Genomic DNA, 18,344 nt, shown 5'->3' on the forward strand with positions numbered 1-18,344 from the left:
GTGGGTACGATCAATATCAGGGATGCGATCCCCCTGTAGGAGCTGCCGAAGGCTGCGATCTTTTGACTTTGCTGTTACTTAAATACCAGAGCTTCAGGAACGTCGATATCCCACAACACCCCTGGATCATCTACCAACACTTCCACCACCCTTCCCTGCTTGAACAAAGGCCTGGCTCCGCGATCACCGCTCAACGCCAGCAACCCCGAGCCAAACGAACGTCCAAACCCCACAGGATGCCCAAACTCGCCATCCTGCACCGGCACACTCACCGCATCGTCCACCATCGCCGCCGTCACCCGCTCGATACTCGACGGCAAGATAAACGGCATATCTCCCAGCACGATCAGCCAGCCATCAACATCCGGACACGCCGCCACGCCTGCGGCAATGCTGTCGCCCATGCCGGTCGACTCGATCGAGACCACTTCACAGCCATAAGCCTGCGCCATGCGCATCGCCTGCGGTCGCGCTTCAGTCGTCACCAGCACGCGCTTGTCGAGACTGGCCGGCAGGTTCACCAGCACGTGCTCGATCACCGAACGCACGGCGCCATCGCGACCGGTGCAATCGGCCAGCAACTTGTCCTTGTCCGCGCCCGCCACCTGGCGAAAGCGGCTGCCCTCGCCTGCTGCCAACACGATCACTGCGATGGAATGGCTCATGCGCCCTCCACTGGCTTCTTCTGTTTCAACTCGACCCCGTTCTTGATCGCCACGATCTCCGCGAGCAAGGACAAGGCAATTTCCGCCGGCGAGTGACTGCCGATGTGCAGACCGATCGGCCCATGCAAACGCTTGATCGCGTCGACTGACAAACCTAGCTGAGCGAGATTCTCCCGGCGTTTCTGACTGTTGACCCGCGAACCCAGTGCGCCGACATAAAAGGCCGGCGAATCGAGCGCAGTGAGCAACGCCATGTCGTCCAGCCGCGGATCGTGGGTCAGCGCGACAATCGCCGTGCGCTCGTCGGTCTGGATGTTCAGCACCGCATCATCCGGCATACCCGGAACGAAACGACCATGCTGTTCTTCCCAGCCGTAGACGAACTCGGTGCGCGGATCGCAGATCAGCACCTCGAAATCCAGCAGTCGCGCCATGTCCGCCACATACCGCGACAACTGACCGGCGCCGATCAACAGCAGACGCCAGCGCGGGCCGTAAATCGCGCGCAGGGTTTTGCCATCGAACTCCAGCGCGTCGGATTTGCTCGCGGGCGTCAACACCACTTCACCCGTTTCAATGTTCAGCTCACGGGCAACGATCTCGTGGGCTTCACATCGCGCAAGCAGTTCGGCGACCCACGCGGGGTCGCCGACCCGCTCTTCTGTCAGGCGCAACGTGCCGCCACACGGCAAGCCGAACCGCGCCGCCTCTTCACGCGTAACGCCATAGGTGATCAGTTGCACCGGTGGCCCGTCGGTGGCAATGCGCCCGTCGTGCAGCCGGGCGATCAAGTCATCCTCGACGCAGCCGCCGGACACCGAGCCAATTACCACGCCATCCTCACGCAAGGCGAGCATGGCGCCGGGCGACCGCGGCGCCGTGCCCCAGGTCTGCACCACGCTGAACAGCACCACCCGCTGGCCGGCGCGGCGCCATTCGAGCACGCTGCGCAGGACATTCAGATCGACGCTGTCCATCAGGCCTCTGCCTTCTGCCAGCCCTGCAACTGATAACGCACAGGCAGGTTGCGGATGCGTTTGCCGGTAGCGGCGAAGATCGCATTGCACAGTGCCGGCGCAATCGGCGGTACGCCCGGCTCACCGACGCCGCCCAACGGCACATCGCCCGGTGGCGTGACCAGGTGCACGGCAACTTCCTTCGGCGCCAGCGACATGCGCGCCACTTCGTACATATGGAAATTGTCCTGCTGAACCTTGCCGTCCTTGAAGCTGATTTCACCCAGCACGGCGTTGCCCAGGCCCATCACGCAAGCGCCCTCGAACTGCGAGCGAATACGTTCAGGATTGATCTGCGGCCCGCAATCCACGGCGATGTCGGCCTTGTGCACGATCAGCGTGCCATCGTCCTTGACCTCGACTTCAATCACCGCCGCCACGTAAGTGACGAAGCTGTAATGCACCGCCAGCCCCAGGCCACGACCCTTTGGCAGTTGACGACCCCAACCGGCTGCCTTGGCCGCGGTTTCCAGCACGGCGCGCATACGACCGGTATCGATCGGATAACGCTCAGGGGATTCGCCGTAGTTCCACTCTTCGCTCAAGGTACGAGGATCGATCTGCCGGTCCGGGCCAAGCAGCTTGATCTGATATTTGAGCGGATCCACACCGGCCTTGTGCGCCAGTTCATCGACGAAACTCTGGATCGCGAAACCATGAGGAATGTTCGACACCGAGCGATACCAGCCGACCCGTGTGTGTACCCTCGCTTCCGGGTTTTCCAGACGCACATTGGGAATGGCGTAGGCCATGTTGGTGAAGCCCATGCCCAGTTCGAACGCGGCTTCGTGGTTCATGCCCGGCGCAAACAGCGCGGTGATGCTCGGCGCCACGGTGCGATGCAACCAGCCGGACGGAATGCCGTCCTTGCCCACGCCCGCCTTCAGGTATTCGGCGGACACGGTATGGAAATACGAGTTGTGCACGTCGTCCTCGCGCGTCCACTGCACCCGCACGGCCTTGCCAGGAAACTCCTTGGCGAGGATCGCCGCTTCAATGACGAAGTCCGGTTTCGACTTGCGCCCGAAACCGCCACCCAGCAGCGTCACATTGACTGTGACGTTATCGAATGGCACCCCCAGGCGCTCAGCGATGCGTTCACGCGTCACCTGCGGTGCCTGGCTCGGCGCCCATGCCTCGCAAACGCCGTTGTTGAAACGGGCGATGGCCACCATCGGCTCCATCGGTGCCTGCGCCAGATGCGGCAAATAATAAGAAGCTTCCAGGCTGCTGGCAGCACTGCTCAGCGCCTTGTCGATATCGCCGGTGTTGCGCACCACTTTGCCGGGCTTCAGCGACGCGGCTTCCAGTTCCTTGCGATAAGCGATCGAGTCGTAACTGGCGTTCGGGCCATCGTCCCATTCGATCTTCAGCGCCTCGCGACCCTTGATTGCCGCCCAGGTGTTGCTGGCAACCACGGCCACCCCGCCCAACGGTTGAAACTCCGAAGGCAATGGGCGGCCTTCGATTTGAATGACTTTTATCACGCCGGGCACTTTCAGCGCCGCGCTGTCATCCAGCGATTTGACCTTGCCGCCGTACACCGCCGGACGGGCGATGGTCGCGTACAGCATGCCGTCGAAATGCACGTCGGCGCCGTATACCGCGCGGCCTTTGACGATGTCGTCACCGTCGATGGCTTTGGTGCCTTCCTTGCCGATATAGCGAAATTCCGACGGCTGCTTGAGGCGCAGACTGTCGCGCGCCGGTACCGCCAACGCACTGGCTGCAGCGGCGAGCTCGCCATAACCCAGCTCACGCCCGGACGGCTTGTGAATGACTTTGTGCAATTGCGCATGGCATTCGCCCACCGGCACCTTCCATTGCGCTGCCGCCGCTTGCTCAAGCATCGTACGGGCTGCCGCGCCGCAACGGCGCATCGGCTCGTACCAGTGACGCATGCTGCGCGAACCGTCGGTGTCCTGATTGCCGAAACGCACTTCATCGCCAGGCGCCTGCTGCACTTTGACGTGCGCCCAATCAGCTTCCAGTTCGTCGGCGACAACCATGGTCAGACTGGTGCGCACGCCCTGGCCCATCTCGGACCGGTTACACACAACAGTCACCGTGCCGTCGGTGGCGATGCTGACGTAGACCTTCGGATCGTCGATCCAGCCGTTGGGCATGCCATCGGCACCGAACTGCTTCGGCTTATCTTCAGCCAACGCATCCTGCCAACCCCAACTCGCCGCCAGCACCAATGCACCGGTGGCGGTTGCGCCTTTAAGGAAGCCACGGCGACTGAGATTGCTCAGGGCGAAATCATTCGGCAGGCGACTCATGCCTTGGCCTCCTTCAGGTGGGTGGAAGCCTGGCGGATCGCGGTTTTGATCCGGTTATAGGTGCCGCAGCGGCAAATGTTGCCGACCATGGCTTCTTCGATCTGCTCGTCGCTCGGGTCGGGATTGGTCTTGAGCAAAGCGGTGGCCGACATGATCTGCCCGCCCTGACAAAAACCGCACTGGGCCACGGCGCTGTCGAGCCAGGCTTGCTGGACGACTTGCCCGACAGGGTCGGCGTGCAGGTTGTCGATAGTAGTGACGTTCTGGCCGACTACCGAGCCGATCGGCGTGATGCAACTGCGCGCCGGCAAACCATCGATATGAATGGTGCAAGCGCCGCAAAGGCCCATGCCGCAACCGAATTTGGTGCCGTTGTAACCGGCGACATCACGAATCGCCCACAACAGCGGCATGTCTTCGGTGACATCGAGTGAATGGTCTTGGCCATTGAGTTTCAGGGTAATCATGGGCACGCCCGCATATTTTTGGAGGTTATGGGGTCGAGCAATCTGCCGCCGGAAAGTCAGCGGTGGGTTCGCGCAGATCGACTCAGGCTAATGGGCTCTCTTGTGCTGACGGAAAGGTCTGCACCGGGCCTTTGGTGGAGCAAATGAACGGTATCGTTAGCTCGCTAAGTTAACCCAGGATTAACAAAAAAGCCCTGCTGAGACAGGGCTTTCAGTAACGAGCTTTTAACTACATGCTGCAAAGTTGCGAGCTATAAGCTACAAGCTGCAAGAAAAAGCGGTTTGGCACTCATGACGCAGTGTAGCTTGCCGCTTGAAGCTTATAGCTTGTAGCTGCCTCAATACCGATTGGGCTCCATTTCCAGTTCGACATTGAAACGTTTGCTAATGTCTTTCTGGATACGCTGCGCCAAGTCGAGCAACTGCAGGCCGGTCGCCGCGCCGTAGTTGACCAGCACCAGCGCCTGCAACTTATGCACGCCGGCATCGGCCTCACGGAAACCTTTCCAGCCGGCACGTTCGATCAGCCAACCGGCGGCGAGTTTCATCTGCCCGTCCGGTTGGGCGTAGGCCACCAGATCCGGATGCTGCTTCTTGATCTGCGCCACCAGCGCTGCCGGCACCAACGGATTCTTGAAAAAGCTGCCGGCATTGCCGAGCACTGCGGGATCCGGCAGCTTTTCGCTGCGGATGCTGCAGATTGCGCGGCTGACGTCAGTGGGCGTCGGTTGCTCGATACCCTGCTCGGTCAGGCGCTGACGCACCGGGCCGTATTCCAGATGCAGATGCGCGGCGCGGTCGAGCGTAAAACGCACCCGCAGAATCAGCCAACGCCCCGGTTGCTGCTTGAACACGCTGTCACGATAGGCAAAGTTGCATTCTTCGAGGCTGAAATCGCGCAGTTCGCCAGTGTGGCGATCCAGCGCGGTGAGCCCGGCGAACACATCCTTGATCTCGACGCCGTAGGCACCGATGTTTTGCATCGGCGCAGCGCCAACGGTGCCGGGGATCAGGCTGAGATTTTCCAGCCCGGATAATCCCTGCGCCAAAGTGTGCTGCACAAAGGGATGCCACGGCTCGCCCGCTTCGGCTTCGATCACCACGCGACTGCCGTCATCGCTGATCACGCGGATACCGCGCGTGGCCATGCGCAGCACCAGCGCCGCAATGTCAGCGGTCAGCAGCAAGTTGCTGCCACCACCGATTACCAGCAGAGGCACATCGTGAGACTCGGCATACGCCAGCGCTTCGCGGACATCGGCGTCGCAGTGGGCTTCGGCGAACAGCTGCGCGTGAACGTCCACGCCAAAACTGTTGAACGGTTTCAGGGAAACCCGGGGTTGCACCAGCAGACTCATAACCGGCCCTTTACTTCGATCAGCAGTTGGTCACAGGCCGCTTCGATCAGATCCAGCACCTGCTCGAAACCCTGGTCGCCGTCGTAATACGGATCAGGCACTTCATCGACGACACCGGCATAACGACGCAGGAACAGATCCAGCTCGGCCTTGCCAGTGGACGGTTGCAGCGCCTTGAGGTTTCGCAGGTTGCTGTTGTCCATGGCCAGGATCAAATCGTAAGTGGCGAAATCGGCACGGCTGACTTGCTGCGCGCGTTGCGCCGACAAATCATAACCGCGCACCTTGGCCGCCGCCTGGCTACGCTTGTCAGGCGCGTTGCCAACGTGCCAGTCACCGGTGCCGGCGGAGGCCACTTCCACCTGATCGGCCAGCCCCGCTTGACGCAGTTTGTGGCGCAACACCCCTTCGGCCGTGGGCGAACGGCAAATGTTGCCCAGGCACACAAACAAAACCCGCATCAAGCCTCCAGCAGGCGACGAACGCGCTCAAGGTCTTCGACGGTGTCGACACCGGTCGGCGGCGCGATCAGCGCGTCGGCGACATGAATCCGCACGCCGTGCCACAGGGCACGCAGTTGCTCCAGCGATTCAGTGTTTTCAAGCCAGCACGGGCCCCAACTGACGAAGTCCTGAAGAAATCCGGCGCGGTAGGCATAAATGCCGATGTGGCGACGATACGGTACGCCATCAGGCAATTGCTCACGGCTCTTGGCAAACGCATCGCGCGCCCACGGCAAGGTTGCACGGCTGAAGGTCAGCGCCAGACCATTGAGGTCGCTGACGACCTTGACCACGTTCGGGTTGAACAGGGTTTCCACATCTTCGATCGGCTCGGCCAGCGTGGCCATGCGCGCTTCGGTGTGGGCCGCGAGGTTGGCGGCGACCTGATCGATCACGCTTGGCGGAATCAGCGGCTCGTCGCCCTGCACATTGACCACGATTGCGTCAGGCTCAAGGCCCAGTTTCGCCGCGACTTCGGCGAGACGATCGGTGCCGGAGTTGTGATCTTCACGGGTCAGTACCACTTCGGCGCCGAAGCTTTTGCAAGCCTCGACGATGCGCGCATCGTCGGTTGCCACTACCACACGAGTGGCGCTGCTTTTGCTCGCCTGTTCCCAGACGTGCTGGATCATCGGCTTGCCGGCAATGTCCAGCAGCGGTTTACCCGGCAGCCGTGTCGAAGCGTAACGCGACGGGATGACAACGGTGAAGGCAGTGGTCATTTATCCAGACGCTCATCGGTGGTCAGGGTGCGGGCTTCACTTTCGAGCATGACCGGGATGCCGTCACGGATCGGGTACGCCAGGCCGGCGCCCTTGCTGATCAGTTCGGTCTTGTCGGCGCTGAGCTTGAGCGGGCCTTTGCAGATAGGGCACGCGAGGATGTCGAGCAATTTGGTGTCCATGAACATTCCCTGGATAAAAGAGTTAAGGCAAAAGACGATCCGGCAACAGGCGTATCAGCTGTGTGTCGAACCAGGCCACGAAGGCCGGCGACGGCACGGCATCGACCGCCAGATACCACCAGTCGGCAGCCGCGAAGGCACGGCACTTCACCGCGTCCTTTTCAGTCATCACCAACGGCAATGACGGTGTGAAATTCAAGGCCTGCACGCTGTACTCGGCGTGATCGGCAAACGCATGGGGGACTGGCCGCCAGTCTAGCGCTTCGAGGGTATTGAAGAAACGTTGCGGATTACCGATCCCGGCCACCGCATGCAGCGCCTGCCCGGCCGGAAAATGATCAAGCGGCTTGCGTTCGCCATTGCGCAGATTGATCAGCGCGGTGGGTTGCAGGCGGAAAGCGAAACCGTCGTCGCGGTCCTCGGTGGCACCGTTGAACAGCACGCCGTCAACGCTTTGCAGACGTTCGATCGGCTCGCGCAAAGGACCTGCCGGCAAGCAGCGCTTATTGCCCAGGCCACGGGCGGCGTCGATCAGCACCAGCTCCAGATCCCGCGCCAGTCGGTAGTGCTGCATGCCATCGTCGGATAGGATCAGATCCAGCGGTTCACTGGCGCACAAGGCTTTGACGGCGGCGCTGCGATTGGGGTCGATCATCAGCGGCACGCCCGTGCGTTGCACGATCAGCAATGGTTCGTCGCCAGCAATGTCGGCGCTTTGATCGGCCTCGACTCGCCAGGGCAACTGCGGTGGTTTGGCGCCGTAACCACGACTGACCACGCCGACGCGCAACCCCCTGCGCCGGCAATGCTCGATCAACCAGAGAATCATCGGCGTCTTGCCGGTGCCGCCGACCGTGATGTTGCCAACCACGATCAATGGCACCGGCGGCTGATAGATTTCGCCTTCACCGTCGAGAAAACGCTGGCGCTTGCCGATGACGACGCGCCGATAGAGCATTTCCAGCGGCCGCAACAGCGTCAGGGCCGGGTGCCCCTGATACCACGCGGCGAGCAAACGATCGGACAGGCTCATCAGGATTTAGGCGCCGCCTCGACCGTGGTCATGCGCAGATGGCTGAAACCGAGCTTGCCGGCCGCGTCCATGGCGGTGATCACTGATTGATGCTGAGCCTTGCCATCGGCACTGATCGACAACGGCATGCTGGTATCGCCGTTGGATTCTTTCTGCATGGCTTCCATCAGCGTGGCCAGATCGTTTTTCGGCAAAATCTTGTTATTCACCGAAAACACGCCCTCGGCGCTAATGGCGACATCCAGTTGCTTGAGTTGCTGATCTTCGGCCGGCGAGCCGCTGACCGCTTCCGGCAGATCCACGCGCAATTGGGTTTCGCGAGTAAATGTGGTGGTCACGACGAAAAACAGCAGGAGGATGAACACCACGTCGATCAGCGACGCGAGGTTGATGTCTACGGTTTCCCGGGGCTTGCGACGGAATTTCACGCGCGGCCCTCAGCCAGGTCGACGTCACGGTCGCCCTGCACCACTTCAACCAGTTTGATCGCTTCCTGCTCCATGCCCACCACCAGTTCATCGATGCGGCGTTGCAGGAAACGGTGGAAGAACACCGCCGGAATACCGACCATCAGGCCCGCAGCCGTGGTGATCAGCGCTTTGGAGATACCACCGGCCAGAACCGAGGCGTTGGTGGTCATGCCGGAACCGGTGAACGCGCTGAAAATGTCGATCATGCCGAGCACGGTGCCGAGCAAACCCAGCAACGGCGCCATGGCGGCGATGGTGCCGAGTGCATTGATGTAGCGCTCGAGCTCGTGAATGACCCGGGCGGCGGCCTCTTCGATGCACTCTTTCATGATCTCGCGACCATGCTTGGAGTTGGCCAGGCCTGCGGCGAGGATTTCCCCCAGCGGCGAATTGGCGCGCAACTCCTTGAGTTTTTCTTTATTGAGCTGCTTGTCCTTGATCCAGACCCAGACCTGGCCCAACAAGTGCTCGGGGGTGACGCGACTGGCGCGCAGGGTCCACAGGCGCTCGGCGACAATCGCCATGGCCGCGATGGAACTCAGAATGATCGGCAGCATCATCCAGCCGCCGGATTTGACCAATTCCCACACAGTGACAGTCCCCTCGAAAAAGTGCGCCACTTTACCATATAGGGTAAAGATTAAGATCCGCCGCTCCGACGACCGTGATGTCGCCTCCACGCTTGCCTCGCTCAATGGGAGGACAGCGGCGGTTCACGCCAGAAACGCAGGTACTGGCGCATTGTCCACGGTGGTTTGAACGCCCCAAGTTGCAGATGAATGGCACCGTGCTCGGCGCTGTCGTAAATACGCAGCCCTTGCTGGCGATAACGCGCAACGACGGTCGGATGCGGATGACCGAACGAGTTGCCCTGACCACGGGATATCAAGACGGCGTCGGGTTTCAACGCTTTGAGCAATGCCATCGATGATGAACTGCGGCTGCCGTGGTGCGGGGCTTGCAACCATTGAGTAGGCACGTTCAGAGGGCCTTGCAGCAAGACTCGCTCGGCGTGTTTATCAATATCGCCGGTCAGCAGCAGGCGCTCACCATTGGCCTCGATCTGCAACACGCAGGAGCGCTGATTGCTGTCCTGAGCGTCCGCCCATTGCCAGAGTTGAAAACTGACACCGTCCCACTGCCATTGCCGGCCACTTTCACACGCGTGCGCGTTCAGTTCGGCTGGCAGCCCCGGCGGATCGCCGCTGATGACTTGCTTCACCTGCAAACGGCGCGCAACGGCCAAAGCACCACCGGCATGATCGGCGTCGGCATGGCTGAGCAGCATCAGGTCCAGTGTCTCGACATTCAATTTGCGCAGGGCCGGCAAGACAACACGTTCGCCAAGATCGAAATCGCGGAACCGCGGCCCGGCATCGTAGAGCAGCGCGTGATGACGAGTACGGATCAGAATCGCCAGGCCCTGGCCGACATCGAGTTGCCAGACATCGGCCAGTCCGGCGTCCAGCCGCTCCCGGGGTGGCATGACCAGAATCAACACCAATGGCCAGCCCAAGGGACGCAGCGGTACCCCTCGCGGCAACAGCAACAGCGCCGCACCGAGACTGCCGATAGCCAACGCCCAACCGGGAAGCGACGGCGCAATCCACGCCGGCCACTGCCCGGCGATCAGCGCTAGGCCGCGGAACAGCCAGTCGATCAAACCACCCGCCAGCCACAACAGCCCTTCGCCGACATACGGCACTGGCAACAACAGAGTCCCAAGCAATGCCGGGGGCAGCACCACCAGACTGACCCAAGGCACCGCCAGCAAATTCGCCAACGGCCCACTGAGGCTGATCGGCAGATTCAGCGCCAACAACACCGGGCAGAGGCCGATCGCGATCAACCATTGCGCCCGCGTCCAGGTCTGCCACCAGCGCCATGCCCCAAGGCGCCCGCCAAAGGTGAAGATCAGCACCGCCACCGCCGCGAAGGACAACCAGAAACCGGGGCGCAGACTGGCCAGCGGATCCAGCAACAGCACGCCATTAAACGCCAGCAACAGTGGCCACCAGGCGCCGAGATGCCGAAAGCGCAGGCGCCACAACAGCACCAGCCCGACCATCACGCAGGCCCTTTGCACCGGCACATCAAATCCGGCGAGCAAGCCGTAACCCAGTGCCGCGGCGAAGGCCAGACCACAGGCCCAAGGCAGCCACGGCCAACGCAGCGGCCACAGACCATATCGGGCCAGCCCGGCGACCAGCAAGTACATCACCGCCGCCAGCATGCCGATGTGCTGGCCGGAAATCACCAGCAGATGCACGGTGCCGGTGTCTTGCAGACTTTGCCAATCCTCGCGACTCAGGCCCGAGCCATCGCCCAGCACCAGCGCCGCCAGCGCCCCTCCCCGGCCCTGCGCGTCGACCGCCAGCAAGCGCTGACGAATGCTGTCGCGCCACGCCCATCGCGCCTCGCCAAGGCGCTGACCCTCCTTGACCGTGCCCGTTGCACCAATGCGTTGGGCGAGTAGCCAGGCTTCGTAATCAAAGGCGTCCGGATTGAGTAAACCGCCCGGGCGCTTTAGCTTGACCGCCAGGCGCCAGCGCTCGCCGCTGTTGACCGGCGGCCCGGCGTACCAGGCCAGGCGCATCAGTGACGGCAGTTTGCCGTGGCGCGAATGGGCGTCCGCCAATTCGAAACGAACCACGCCGTCGCTGTTTTGTGGCAACCCGACCACGCGCCCTTCGAGCCAACGGGTCTCGCCATCCAGCGCCACCGGCAAGCGATCCTGCAACGCCCAATGCGCGCTGACGCAAGCCCAGGTGAAACCAAAAAGCAGAAAAGCCAATGGATAGCTGCGAAACGGCAGCAACATCAAAGCCACGACCGCCAGCAACACCATCAACCAGACCGGCGGTAAGGCCGGCATAAATATCGGAGCAAGCAAACCGACTGCCAGCGCCATCATCCCTGTGCGCATAAGCCCGTCCTTGAGAGTCCCGAACTTAGGCATAGCGGGTATTTGGCACGACCGCCGTCAACAATTGTCACAAAGTCTGAATGGGCCGTTCATGGAATCCAGACATACTTGCCGCCTTAACCGACCGAGAAGCCTTATGCCCCGGCGCTTATTCAAACGTTACATGCCCGACCCGACGAGCATCAGGGAACACAAATCCTTACGCTTTCTCGGCAAGTTGCTGCATGACCCAAACCTCTGGCACCTCAATCGCCACTCGGTGGCCCGAGGAATGGCGGTTGGGCTGTTCGCCGCTTTCCTGCCGATTCCCGCTCAGATGCTGGTCGCCGCGGCACTGGCAGTCGTGGTTCGGGGCAACATGCCGATTGCCGTCAGCCTGGTGTGGCTGACCAATCCGATCACCATGCCGGCGGTGTTTTTCTGCACCTATCAGGCCGGCGCCTGGTTGATGGACGTGCCGGCGCGGCACTTGCCGGATGAGCTGACCTGGGAATGGATCAGCGGTGAACTGTCGACGCTCTGGCAACCGTTTTTGCTGGGCTCGATAGTGGTCGGGCTGGTGCTTGGCGTCATCGCCTATTTCGGCGTGATGATGTACTGGCGCTGGTGGGTGTCCCGGCAATGGGCGCGGCGCAAGAAAAAACGCATGTCGTGAATGCAAAACGGCCTCCGCAATGGAGGCCGTTTTTTGTGTTGCCTGAACTGACAACAATCCCACTGTAGGAGCTGCCGAAGGCTGCGATCTTTTGATCTTGCCTTTAAAAACCAGATCAAAAGATCGCAGCCTTCGGCAGCTCCTACACGGGCATTACGTACGCATCCCGCGCCCACTCACCAGCAACCGCGCACAGCCGATATACAACACCACCGTCGCCACCAGCATGAACGTGATCGCGATGCCGATGCGGATATCCGACACACCGAGAATGCCGTAACGGAACGCATTGACCATGTGCAACACCGGGTTCGCCATCGACACGGTCTGCCAGAATGGCGGCAGCAGAGTGATCGAGTAGAACACGCCACCCAGATACGTCAGGGGTGTCAGCACGAAGGTCGGGATAATCGAAATATCATCGAAGTTGCGTGCAAACACGGCGTTGATGAAGCCCAGCAGCGAGAAAATCGTCGCTGTCAGCACCACCACCAGAATGGTCACGCCCAGGTGATGCACCTGCAAATCAGTAAAGAACAGCGACAGGATGGTCACGATCACCCCGACCATCAAACCGCGCAGCACGCCACCGCAGGTGTAGCCGATCAGAATCGTGTGCGGTGATACCGGCGAGACCATCAGTTCTTCAATCGAGCGCTGGAATTTGCTGCCGAAGAAGCTCGAGACCACGTTGCCATAGGAATTGGTGATCACCGACATCATGATCAGCCCCGGCACGATGTACTCCATGTAAGTGAAGCCGCCCATCTCGCCGATCTGCCGACCGATCAGGTTGCCGAAGATCACGAAGTACAAAACCATGGTGATCGCCGGCGGCAGCAGCGTCTGCGGCCAGATCCGCGTGAAGCGTTTGACCTCGCGGTAAACGATGGTCTGGAGAGCGACGAGGTTGGGACGGAACTCGGAACTCATACCGCCACCTTCGACAGATTTTTCTCCACCAGGGACACGAATAGCTCCTCAAGGCGATTGGTTTTGTTACGCAGGCTCAGGACTTCGATGTTCTGCAACGCCAATTGGCCGAACAGCGCGGTAATGCCCATCGATTTGTCGACCTGGACTTCCAGCGTGCGCGCATCCACCAGACGCGCCGGATAGCCGACCAGTTGCGGTGCGGCAGCCAGATCACCTTTCAGGTCGAGCAGAAAGGTTTCCACATGCAACTGACCGAGCAGCTGACGCATGCTGGTGTTCTCGACAATGGTGCCGTGGTCGATGATGCCGATGTTGCGGCACAGTTGCTCAGCCTCTTCCAGATAGTGCGTGGTGAGGATGATGGTGATGCCTTTCTGATTAAGTTCGGTGAGGAACGTCCACATCGAACGGCGCAGCTCGATGTCGACGCCGGCAGTCGGTTCGTCGAGGATCAGCAGACGCGGCTCATGCACCAGCGCGCGGGCAATCATCAGCCGCCGCTTCATGCCGCCGGACAGCGAACGCGACGGCACATCGCGTTTGTCCCACAGACCGAGCTGGGTCAGGTACTGCTCGGCGCGTTCCTTGGCGATCTTCGCTGGAATGCCGTAGTAACCGGCCTGGGTCACGACGATGTCGAAGGTCTTTTCGAACTGGTTGAAGTTGAATTCCTGGGGCACCACGCCAATCGAGCGCTTGAGCTGCGCAGGGTTCTTGTCCAGGTCATGACCGAAGATATTCACCGTGCCGCTGGTCTTGTTCACCAGAGTCGAGAGAATGCCGATGGTCGTGGATTTGCCGGCGCCGTTGGGGCCGAGCAAGGCGAAAAAGTCACCTTCGGCGACGTCCAGATCGATACCACTCAAGGCCTGGAACCCGTTGCCGTAGGTTTTGGTTAGCTGCCGGATGGACAGAGCGGAACTCATATCTGATTTACGCACCATGGTGAAGGGAAGAAAGAACTGAATAAGGGCGCGCGACGGCGAATTCAACCGCGGCGCAAGAGCGCAATGGTGCGTGCCGCCGCCGCACAAGTACAGTCAAGCGTGTCGATAGTAGGTATTAAGTCAACGCGGTCATAACTGCTTTGCGGTACGCCGGACGCTGCTTCAGGCGCTCGTACCAGGCTTGCAGATGCGGTTGCGGCGCGCGCTCGATGGGCATCTCGAACCAGGCATAAATGAAACTGCCGAGCGGGATATCGCCCATGCCGATTTCGTCACCGGACAAGTAGGGTTTGTCGGCAAGGGCCTGATCGGCCATGGCCAGCAACTCGGTGCACTCCTTGATCGCGGCGCGGATGGCCGGCCAATCCTGCTGGTCCGCCGGAGTACGCAACACGCCCCAGAACACGGTGCGGAAAGGGCCGGCAAAACTCGCGGTGGCCCAGTCCATCCACTTGTCGGCAATCGCGCGCGCTTGCGGATCTGCCGGGTACCAGTTGCTGGCCGGCGCATGCTTGGCCAACAGATAGCGGACGACGACGTTCGATTCCCACAGCACGAAACCGTCATCTTCGATCACCGGCACCCGAACGTTCGGGTTCATCGCCCGGTACTCAGGCGTGTCGACCACGCCGAATGCGCCACCGGCATCAAGCGCCTCGTAATCCAGGCCCAATTCCTCGGCGGCCCAAAGCGGCTTTCTGACATTCGATGAGTTTTTCCGTCCCCAGATCTTCAGCATGACCGCCTCTTTGCACTTGAGTGGGCAGGCAGCATACGCCGGATCAGACTCTCCTGACATCACTCTGCATGTCGCCCAACAGTGGCGGCAAGTGATCACCGAACAGGTGCGGATAGCATTTTTCCAGGTGTTCGAAGAAGAAGGTTTCCGGCACATCGGTGAACTGGCCGTGATCGACCAGATACTCCATCAACTGCGCACCGTCACGGTTGAACGGGTGGAAAACACTGTCATTGATGCCATCGAATTCCAGCGGTGCGACGTTGAACATCTCGCAGAGCTGCTGGTTGAACGCTGGAGTCGCCTTGACCCAGCGACCGTCTAGCAACAGTTCCGTGTAGCCGTGCATGGCGAACACATCGCTTTTCAGCAGTTCAAGCAATCGCGGGGTCGACAGGTGATTTCTGACATCCGCCAGGCCGATGCGCGCAGGAATACCGCAATGGCGCGCGCAGGCGGCAAGCAGCGTGGCTTTGGGCACGCAGTAACTCTCCCCCGTCGCCAGCGCATAGCTGCCGCACAAGGTTTGCGGGTCACGGCTGAAGGTGTACGGGTTGTAACGCACTGCCTCGCGCACGGCGTAATAAAGGCTGATCGCCTGCGCTAGCGGATCGCGGCTGACACCACGATGCAATTCGGCGAACTCCATCACCGCCGGGTGGTCACTATCGATGAAGCGGCCGGGATTCAGATACTCGCGCATGACGACAGATCTCCTGGGTGAGAGCCGAGTCTAGCGATAGCCAAAGCACAGAGATAACGACGTTTCGGCCAAACTTGGACGCAAAGGCGCGGGATAAGCGAACGATTTCCCACACGTGTTGCCCACCGAACCTACGAAAACCATCCGGGGTTTCCCACGATTTCAATCACCATGCTCTGACCACCCGGTTTCGCAGATGCCGTCTAAGCTGTGGAGGGTCGATTTGCCTTGGTTCACGGAGGACTGAATATGCTGTTGTTGTGGATACTGGTTTTGATCATTGGTGTGGCGTACCTCGCCCACCGGCGCGTCGCCCCGCTGCCCGCGCTGGGCATCGTTGCTGTTTATCTGGTGGCCATGGGGATTTTCAGCCACGCGCCAGGCTTGCTGCTGCTGGTGCTCTGGGTCGTCCTGGCGGTAGTCGCGGCCCCCTTGCTGCTGCCCGACCTGCGCCGTAAACATTTCAGTGCGCCGCTGTTCAACTGGTTCCAGAAAACCCTGCCGCCGATGTCCCAGACCGAACGCGACGCGATCGATGCCGGCACAGTGTGGTGGGATGGCGAGCTGTTCAGTGGTCGTCCGGACTGGGACAAACTGCTGGCTTATCCCAAGGTTCAATTGAGCGAAGAAGAACAGGCGTTCATTGATGGCCCGACCGAAGAACTCTGCGCAATGGTCACGGACTGGCAGATCGGTCAGTCGATGGACCTGCCGCCAGAAGCCTGGACGCACATCAAGGAGCACGGCTTCTTCGCCCTGATCATTCCCAAGGAATTCGGCGGCAAAGGCTTCTCGGCCTATGCCCACTCCCAAGTGGCAATGAAGCTCGCCACGCGCAGCGGCGACCTCGCTTCCACCGTGATGGTGCCCAACTCCCTCGGCCCGGCCGAACTGCTGCTGCATTACGGCACCGACGAACAACGTAATCACTATCTGCCACGGCTGGCCCGAGGCGACGATATCCCGTGCTTCGCCCTCACCGGACCACTGGCCGGTTCCGACGCCGGCGCGATGCCCGACACCGGGATCATCTGCAAAGGCCAATGGGAAGGCGAGGAAGTTCTCGGCCTGCGCCTGAACTGGGAGAAGCGCTACATCACCCTCGGCCCGGTGGCCACCCTGCTCGGCCTCGCGTTCAAGGCCTATGACCCGGATCACCTGCTGGGCGACAAGACCGACCTCGGTATCAGCCTTGCGCTGATTCCGACCGATACAGCCGGCGTGGAGATCGGCCGTCGGCACTTGCCACTGGGGGCCGCGTTCATGAACGGGCCGAACTCGGGCAAAGACGTGTTCATCCCGCTGGACTTCCTGATCGGCGGTCAGGAAATGCTTGGCAAAGGCTGGATGATGCTGATGAACTGCCTATCGGTCGGGCGCTCGATTTCGTTGCCTGCAGTGGGCACCGGCGCGGCCAAGTTCACCAGCCTGGTGACCGGCCAGTACGCGCAGATTCGCGAGCAATTCAACGTGCCGCTGTCGGCATTCGAAGGTATTCAGGAAGCGCTGGCACGCATCGGCGGTAACGCGTGGATGATGGACGCCGCGCGGATGCTCACCGCCAACGCTGTGGATCTGGGCGAAAAACCTTCGGTGCTGTCAGCGATCCTCAAGTATCACCTCACCGAACGCGGTCGCGAATGCATCAGCCACGCCATGGATGTACACGGCGGCAAGGCGATCATCATGGGCCCGAACAATTACCTGGGACGCAGCTGGAACGGTGCACCGATTTTCATCACCGTGGAAGGCGCGAACATTCTCTCGCGCAACCTGATGATCTTCGGCCAGGGTGCGATTCGCTGCCATCCATTCGTGCTCAAGGAAATGGCCCTGGCCGGTCGCGAGGACAAGGACCAGGCACTGAAAGAGTTCGATGGCCTGCTGCTCAAACACATCGGCTTCGCCGTGGGCAACGCCGCCAGTACGCTGGTGCTGAACCTCGGCTTCGGTCATTTCGAAAAAGCACCGGGCGACAAGATCAGTCAGGGTTACTTCCGCGCACTCAATCGTCAGGCGGCGGCGTTCGCCATGCTCGCCGACTTCAGCATGATGCTGCTGGGCGGCGAACTGAAACGTCGCGAACGCCTGTCGGCACGCCTGGGTGATGTATTGAGCAATCTGTATCTGGCGTCGGCCTCGCTCAAGCGTTATCACGATCTGGATTCGCCGGCCTACATGGAGCCGTTGTTCAGGTGGGCCATGGAAGAAAGCCTTGGTCAGTCGGAACGGGCGCTGGATGAACTGCTCAGCAACTTCCCGAACAAGGTCTTCGGATGCCTGTTGCGCGTGATCGTGTTCCCGTTCGGTCGTCGTCATAAAGGCCCGTCGGACAAACTCGGTGCCGAAGTGGCAGGTGTCATCGGCCGCGCCAAAGGTGATCCGGCGCTGGAAGAACTGCTTGCCGGCTGCTATCGCCCGCAATCGGCGGACGATGCTGTCGGTGCGCTGCAACACGCCAGCGATCTGCTGAATGCCGCGCAGCCACTGCACAAAAAACTGCACACTTCGTTGAAAAGCGGCCAGGTCAAACCGGTGGCGGGCGAGCACGCCATTGATGCGGCCCTGGAAGCAGGTGTGTTGCAACCGCTTGAAGCGCAGAGCCTGCGCGATGCCGAAGCAGCACGGCGCAAGGTGATCGATGTCGATGACTTCGACAAAGAAGAACTGCTGCTGACAGAGGGCAAAGTGCGCTGATCGGCGCTACCGCCTAACCGTTAGCCGTGAAAAAAGGGCGCAG

At 60.9% G+C, this 18,344-nt stretch carries 18 protein-coding genes; 2 read left to right on the top strand and 16 right to left on the bottom strand.

The features are described from left to right. Positions 1–74: 74 nt before the first annotated feature. From AB4P97_RS15555 to AB4P97_RS15610, 12 genes are all read right to left on the bottom strand, one after another. Entirely contained in the window at positions 75–665 is a 591-nt protein-coding gene (locus AB4P97_RS15555; protein ID WP_395601305.1) for a nucleotidyltransferase family protein, read from the bottom strand. Then, positions 662–1,642, bottom strand: coding sequence for an XdhC family protein (locus AB4P97_RS15560; RefSeq protein ID WP_395598261.1), 981 nt, complete (start codon positions 1,640–1,642; stop codon positions 662–664). The genes AB4P97_RS15555 and AB4P97_RS15560 overlap by 4 nt, the downstream gene beginning before the upstream one ends. Then, positions 1,642–3,963 carry a molybdopterin cofactor-binding domain-containing protein gene (locus AB4P97_RS15565; RefSeq protein ID WP_395601306.1) on the bottom strand — a complete coding sequence of 774 codons (2,322 nt, stop codon included), beginning with the start codon at positions 3,961–3,963 and terminating at the stop codon, positions 1,642–1,644. The genes AB4P97_RS15560 and AB4P97_RS15565 overlap by 1 nt, the downstream gene beginning before the upstream one ends. Continuing rightward, positions 3,960–4,430 carry a (2Fe-2S)-binding protein gene (locus AB4P97_RS15570; RefSeq protein WP_096794874.1) on the bottom strand — a complete coding sequence of 157 codons (471 nt, stop codon included), beginning with the start codon at positions 4,428–4,430 and terminating at the stop codon, positions 3,960–3,962. The genes AB4P97_RS15565 and AB4P97_RS15570 overlap by 4 nt, the downstream gene beginning before the upstream one ends. 338 nt (positions 4,431–4,768) lie before the next feature. Continuing rightward, a complete protein-coding gene (murB, locus tag AB4P97_RS15575) occupies positions 4,769–5,788 on the bottom strand; it encodes a UDP-N-acetylmuramate dehydrogenase (protein ID WP_395601307.1) in 1,020 nt (339 codons plus the stop codon). Beyond that, complete coding sequence (locus AB4P97_RS15580) at positions 5,785–6,249, bottom strand: low molecular weight protein-tyrosine-phosphatase (RefSeq protein ID WP_047302609.1); 465 nt, start codon at positions 6,247–6,249, stop codon at positions 5,785–5,787. The genes murB and AB4P97_RS15580 overlap by 4 nt, the downstream gene beginning before the upstream one ends. Further along, positions 6,249–7,013 (bottom strand): 3-deoxy-manno-octulosonate cytidylyltransferase, encoded by a 765-nt coding sequence (kdsB, locus tag AB4P97_RS15585; RefSeq protein WP_042560448.1) that lies wholly within the window; start codon positions 7,011–7,013, stop codon positions 6,249–6,251. The genes AB4P97_RS15580 and kdsB overlap by 1 nt, the downstream gene beginning before the upstream one ends. After that, entirely contained in the window at positions 7,010–7,195 is a 186-nt protein-coding gene (locus AB4P97_RS15590) for a Trm112 family protein (RefSeq protein ID WP_003174668.1), read from the bottom strand. Before AB4P97_RS15590 ends, kdsB begins: the two co-directional genes overlap by 4 nt. Before the next feature lie 22 nt (positions 7,196–7,217). Beyond that, positions 7,218–8,228: a tetraacyldisaccharide 4'-kinase gene (gene lpxK / locus AB4P97_RS15595; RefSeq protein ID WP_395601308.1), complete on the bottom strand. Its 1,011-nt coding sequence runs from the start codon at positions 8,226–8,228 to the stop codon at positions 7,218–7,220. Beyond that, a complete protein-coding gene (locus tag AB4P97_RS15600) occupies positions 8,228–8,656 on the bottom strand; it encodes a biopolymer transporter ExbD (protein ID WP_042560450.1) in 429 nt (142 codons plus the stop codon). The genes lpxK and AB4P97_RS15600 overlap by 1 nt, the downstream gene beginning before the upstream one ends. Beyond that, positions 8,653–9,288, bottom strand: coding sequence for a MotA/TolQ/ExbB proton channel family protein (locus tag AB4P97_RS15605; RefSeq protein ID WP_042560451.1), 636 nt, complete (start codon positions 9,286–9,288; stop codon positions 8,653–8,655). The genes AB4P97_RS15600 and AB4P97_RS15605 overlap by 4 nt, the downstream gene beginning before the upstream one ends. Positions 9,289–9,389: 101 nt before the next feature. Beyond that, a complete protein-coding gene (locus AB4P97_RS15610; protein ID WP_395601309.1) occupies positions 9,390–11,624 on the bottom strand; it encodes a DNA internalization-related competence protein ComEC/Rec2 in 2,235 nt (744 codons plus the stop codon). Positions 11,625–11,760: 136 nt separating this feature from the next. Between AB4P97_RS15610 and AB4P97_RS15615 the strand changes: the two genes are divergently transcribed. Continuing rightward, a complete protein-coding gene (locus AB4P97_RS15615; protein ID WP_210622796.1) occupies positions 11,761–12,279 on the top strand; it encodes a DUF2062 domain-containing protein in 519 nt (172 codons plus the stop codon). A gap of 153 nt (positions 12,280–12,432) precedes the next feature. Here AB4P97_RS15615 and AB4P97_RS15620 read toward each other — a convergent pair whose 3' ends face one another. The 4 genes from AB4P97_RS15620 to AB4P97_RS15635 form a co-directional block, all read right to left on the bottom strand. Continuing rightward, on the bottom strand, positions 12,433–13,212 hold the full coding sequence (locus tag AB4P97_RS15620; protein ID WP_042560454.1) for an ABC transporter permease: 780 nt from the start codon (positions 13,210–13,212) through the stop codon (positions 12,433–12,435). Beyond that, positions 13,209–14,141, bottom strand: coding sequence for an ABC transporter ATP-binding protein (locus AB4P97_RS15625; RefSeq protein WP_042560455.1), 933 nt, complete (start codon positions 14,139–14,141; stop codon positions 13,209–13,211). Before AB4P97_RS15625 ends, AB4P97_RS15620 begins: the two co-directional genes overlap by 4 nt. Before the next feature lie 136 nt (positions 14,142–14,277). After that, complete coding sequence (locus AB4P97_RS15630) at positions 14,278–14,901, bottom strand: glutathione S-transferase family protein (protein WP_395601310.1); 624 nt, start codon at positions 14,899–14,901, stop codon at positions 14,278–14,280. A gap of 43 nt (positions 14,902–14,944) precedes the next feature. After that, complete coding sequence (locus tag AB4P97_RS15635) at positions 14,945–15,604, bottom strand: transglutaminase family protein (RefSeq protein WP_395601311.1); 660 nt, start codon at positions 15,602–15,604, stop codon at positions 14,945–14,947. Positions 15,605–15,853: 249 nt separating this feature from the next. On the opposite strand from AB4P97_RS15635, the gene AB4P97_RS15640 reads away from it, so the two are divergent. Beyond that, entirely contained in the window at positions 15,854–18,301 is a 2,448-nt protein-coding gene (locus AB4P97_RS15640; protein WP_395601312.1) for an acyl-CoA dehydrogenase, read from the top strand. Positions 18,302–18,344 lie beyond the last annotated feature (43 nt).

The organism is Pseudomonas sp. A1230 (assembly GCF_044218825.1).
Lineage (GTDB): Bacteria > Pseudomonadota > Gammaproteobacteria > Pseudomonadales > Pseudomonadaceae > Aquipseudomonas > Aquipseudomonas iridis.

Coding starts and splice junctions, on each gene's coding strand:
- AB4P97_RS15620 (WP_042560454.1), bottom strand. CDS start 13,212: ATGAGTTCCGAGTTCCGTCCCAACCTCGTCGCTCTCCAGACCATCGTT.
- AB4P97_RS15625 (WP_042560455.1), bottom strand. CDS start 14,141: ATGAGTTCCGCTCTGTCCATCCGGCAGCTAACCAAAACCTACGGCAAC.
- AB4P97_RS15615 (WP_210622796.1), top strand. CDS start 11,761: ATGCCCCGGCGCTTATTCAAACGTTACATGCCCGACCCGACGAGCATC.
- AB4P97_RS15565 (WP_395601306.1), bottom strand. CDS start 3,963: ATGAGTCGCCTGCCGAATGATTTCGCCCTGAGCAATCTCAGTCGCCGT.
- AB4P97_RS15560 (WP_395598261.1), bottom strand. CDS start 1,642: ATGGACAGCGTCGATCTGAATGTCCTGCGCAGCGTGCTCGAATGGCGC.
- AB4P97_RS15570 (WP_096794874.1), bottom strand. CDS start 4,430: ATGATTACCCTGAAACTCAATGGCCAAGACCATTCACTCGATGTCACC.
- AB4P97_RS15640 (WP_395601312.1), top strand. CDS start 15,854: ATGCTGTTGTTGTGGATACTGGTTTTGATCATTGGTGTGGCGTACCTC.
- AB4P97_RS15630 (WP_395601310.1), bottom strand. CDS start 14,901: ATGCTGAAGATCTGGGGACGGAAAAACTCATCGAATGTCAGAAAGCCG.
- AB4P97_RS15555 (WP_395601305.1), bottom strand. CDS start 665: ATGAGCCATTCCATCGCAGTGATCGTGTTGGCAGCAGGCGAGGGCAGC.
- AB4P97_RS15590 (WP_003174668.1), bottom strand. CDS start 7,195: ATGGACACCAAATTGCTCGACATCCTCGCGTGCCCTATCTGCAAAGGC.
- AB4P97_RS15580 (WP_047302609.1), bottom strand. CDS start 6,249: ATGCGGGTTTTGTTTGTGTGCCTGGGCAACATTTGCCGTTCGCCCACG.
- AB4P97_RS15635 (WP_395601311.1), bottom strand. CDS start 15,604: ATGCGCGAGTATCTGAATCCCGGCCGCTTCATCGATAGTGACCACCCG.
- lpxK (WP_395601308.1), bottom strand. CDS start 8,228: ATGAGCCTGTCCGATCGTTTGCTCGCCGCGTGGTATCAGGGGCACCCG.
- AB4P97_RS15610 (WP_395601309.1), bottom strand. CDS start 11,624: ATGCGCACAGGGATGATGGCGCTGGCAGTCGGTTTGCTTGCTCCGATA.
- kdsB (WP_042560448.1), bottom strand. CDS start 7,013: ATGACCACTGCCTTCACCGTTGTCATCCCGTCGCGTTACGCTTCGACA.
- murB (WP_395601307.1), bottom strand. CDS start 5,788: ATGAGTCTGCTGGTGCAACCCCGGGTTTCCCTGAAACCGTTCAACAGT.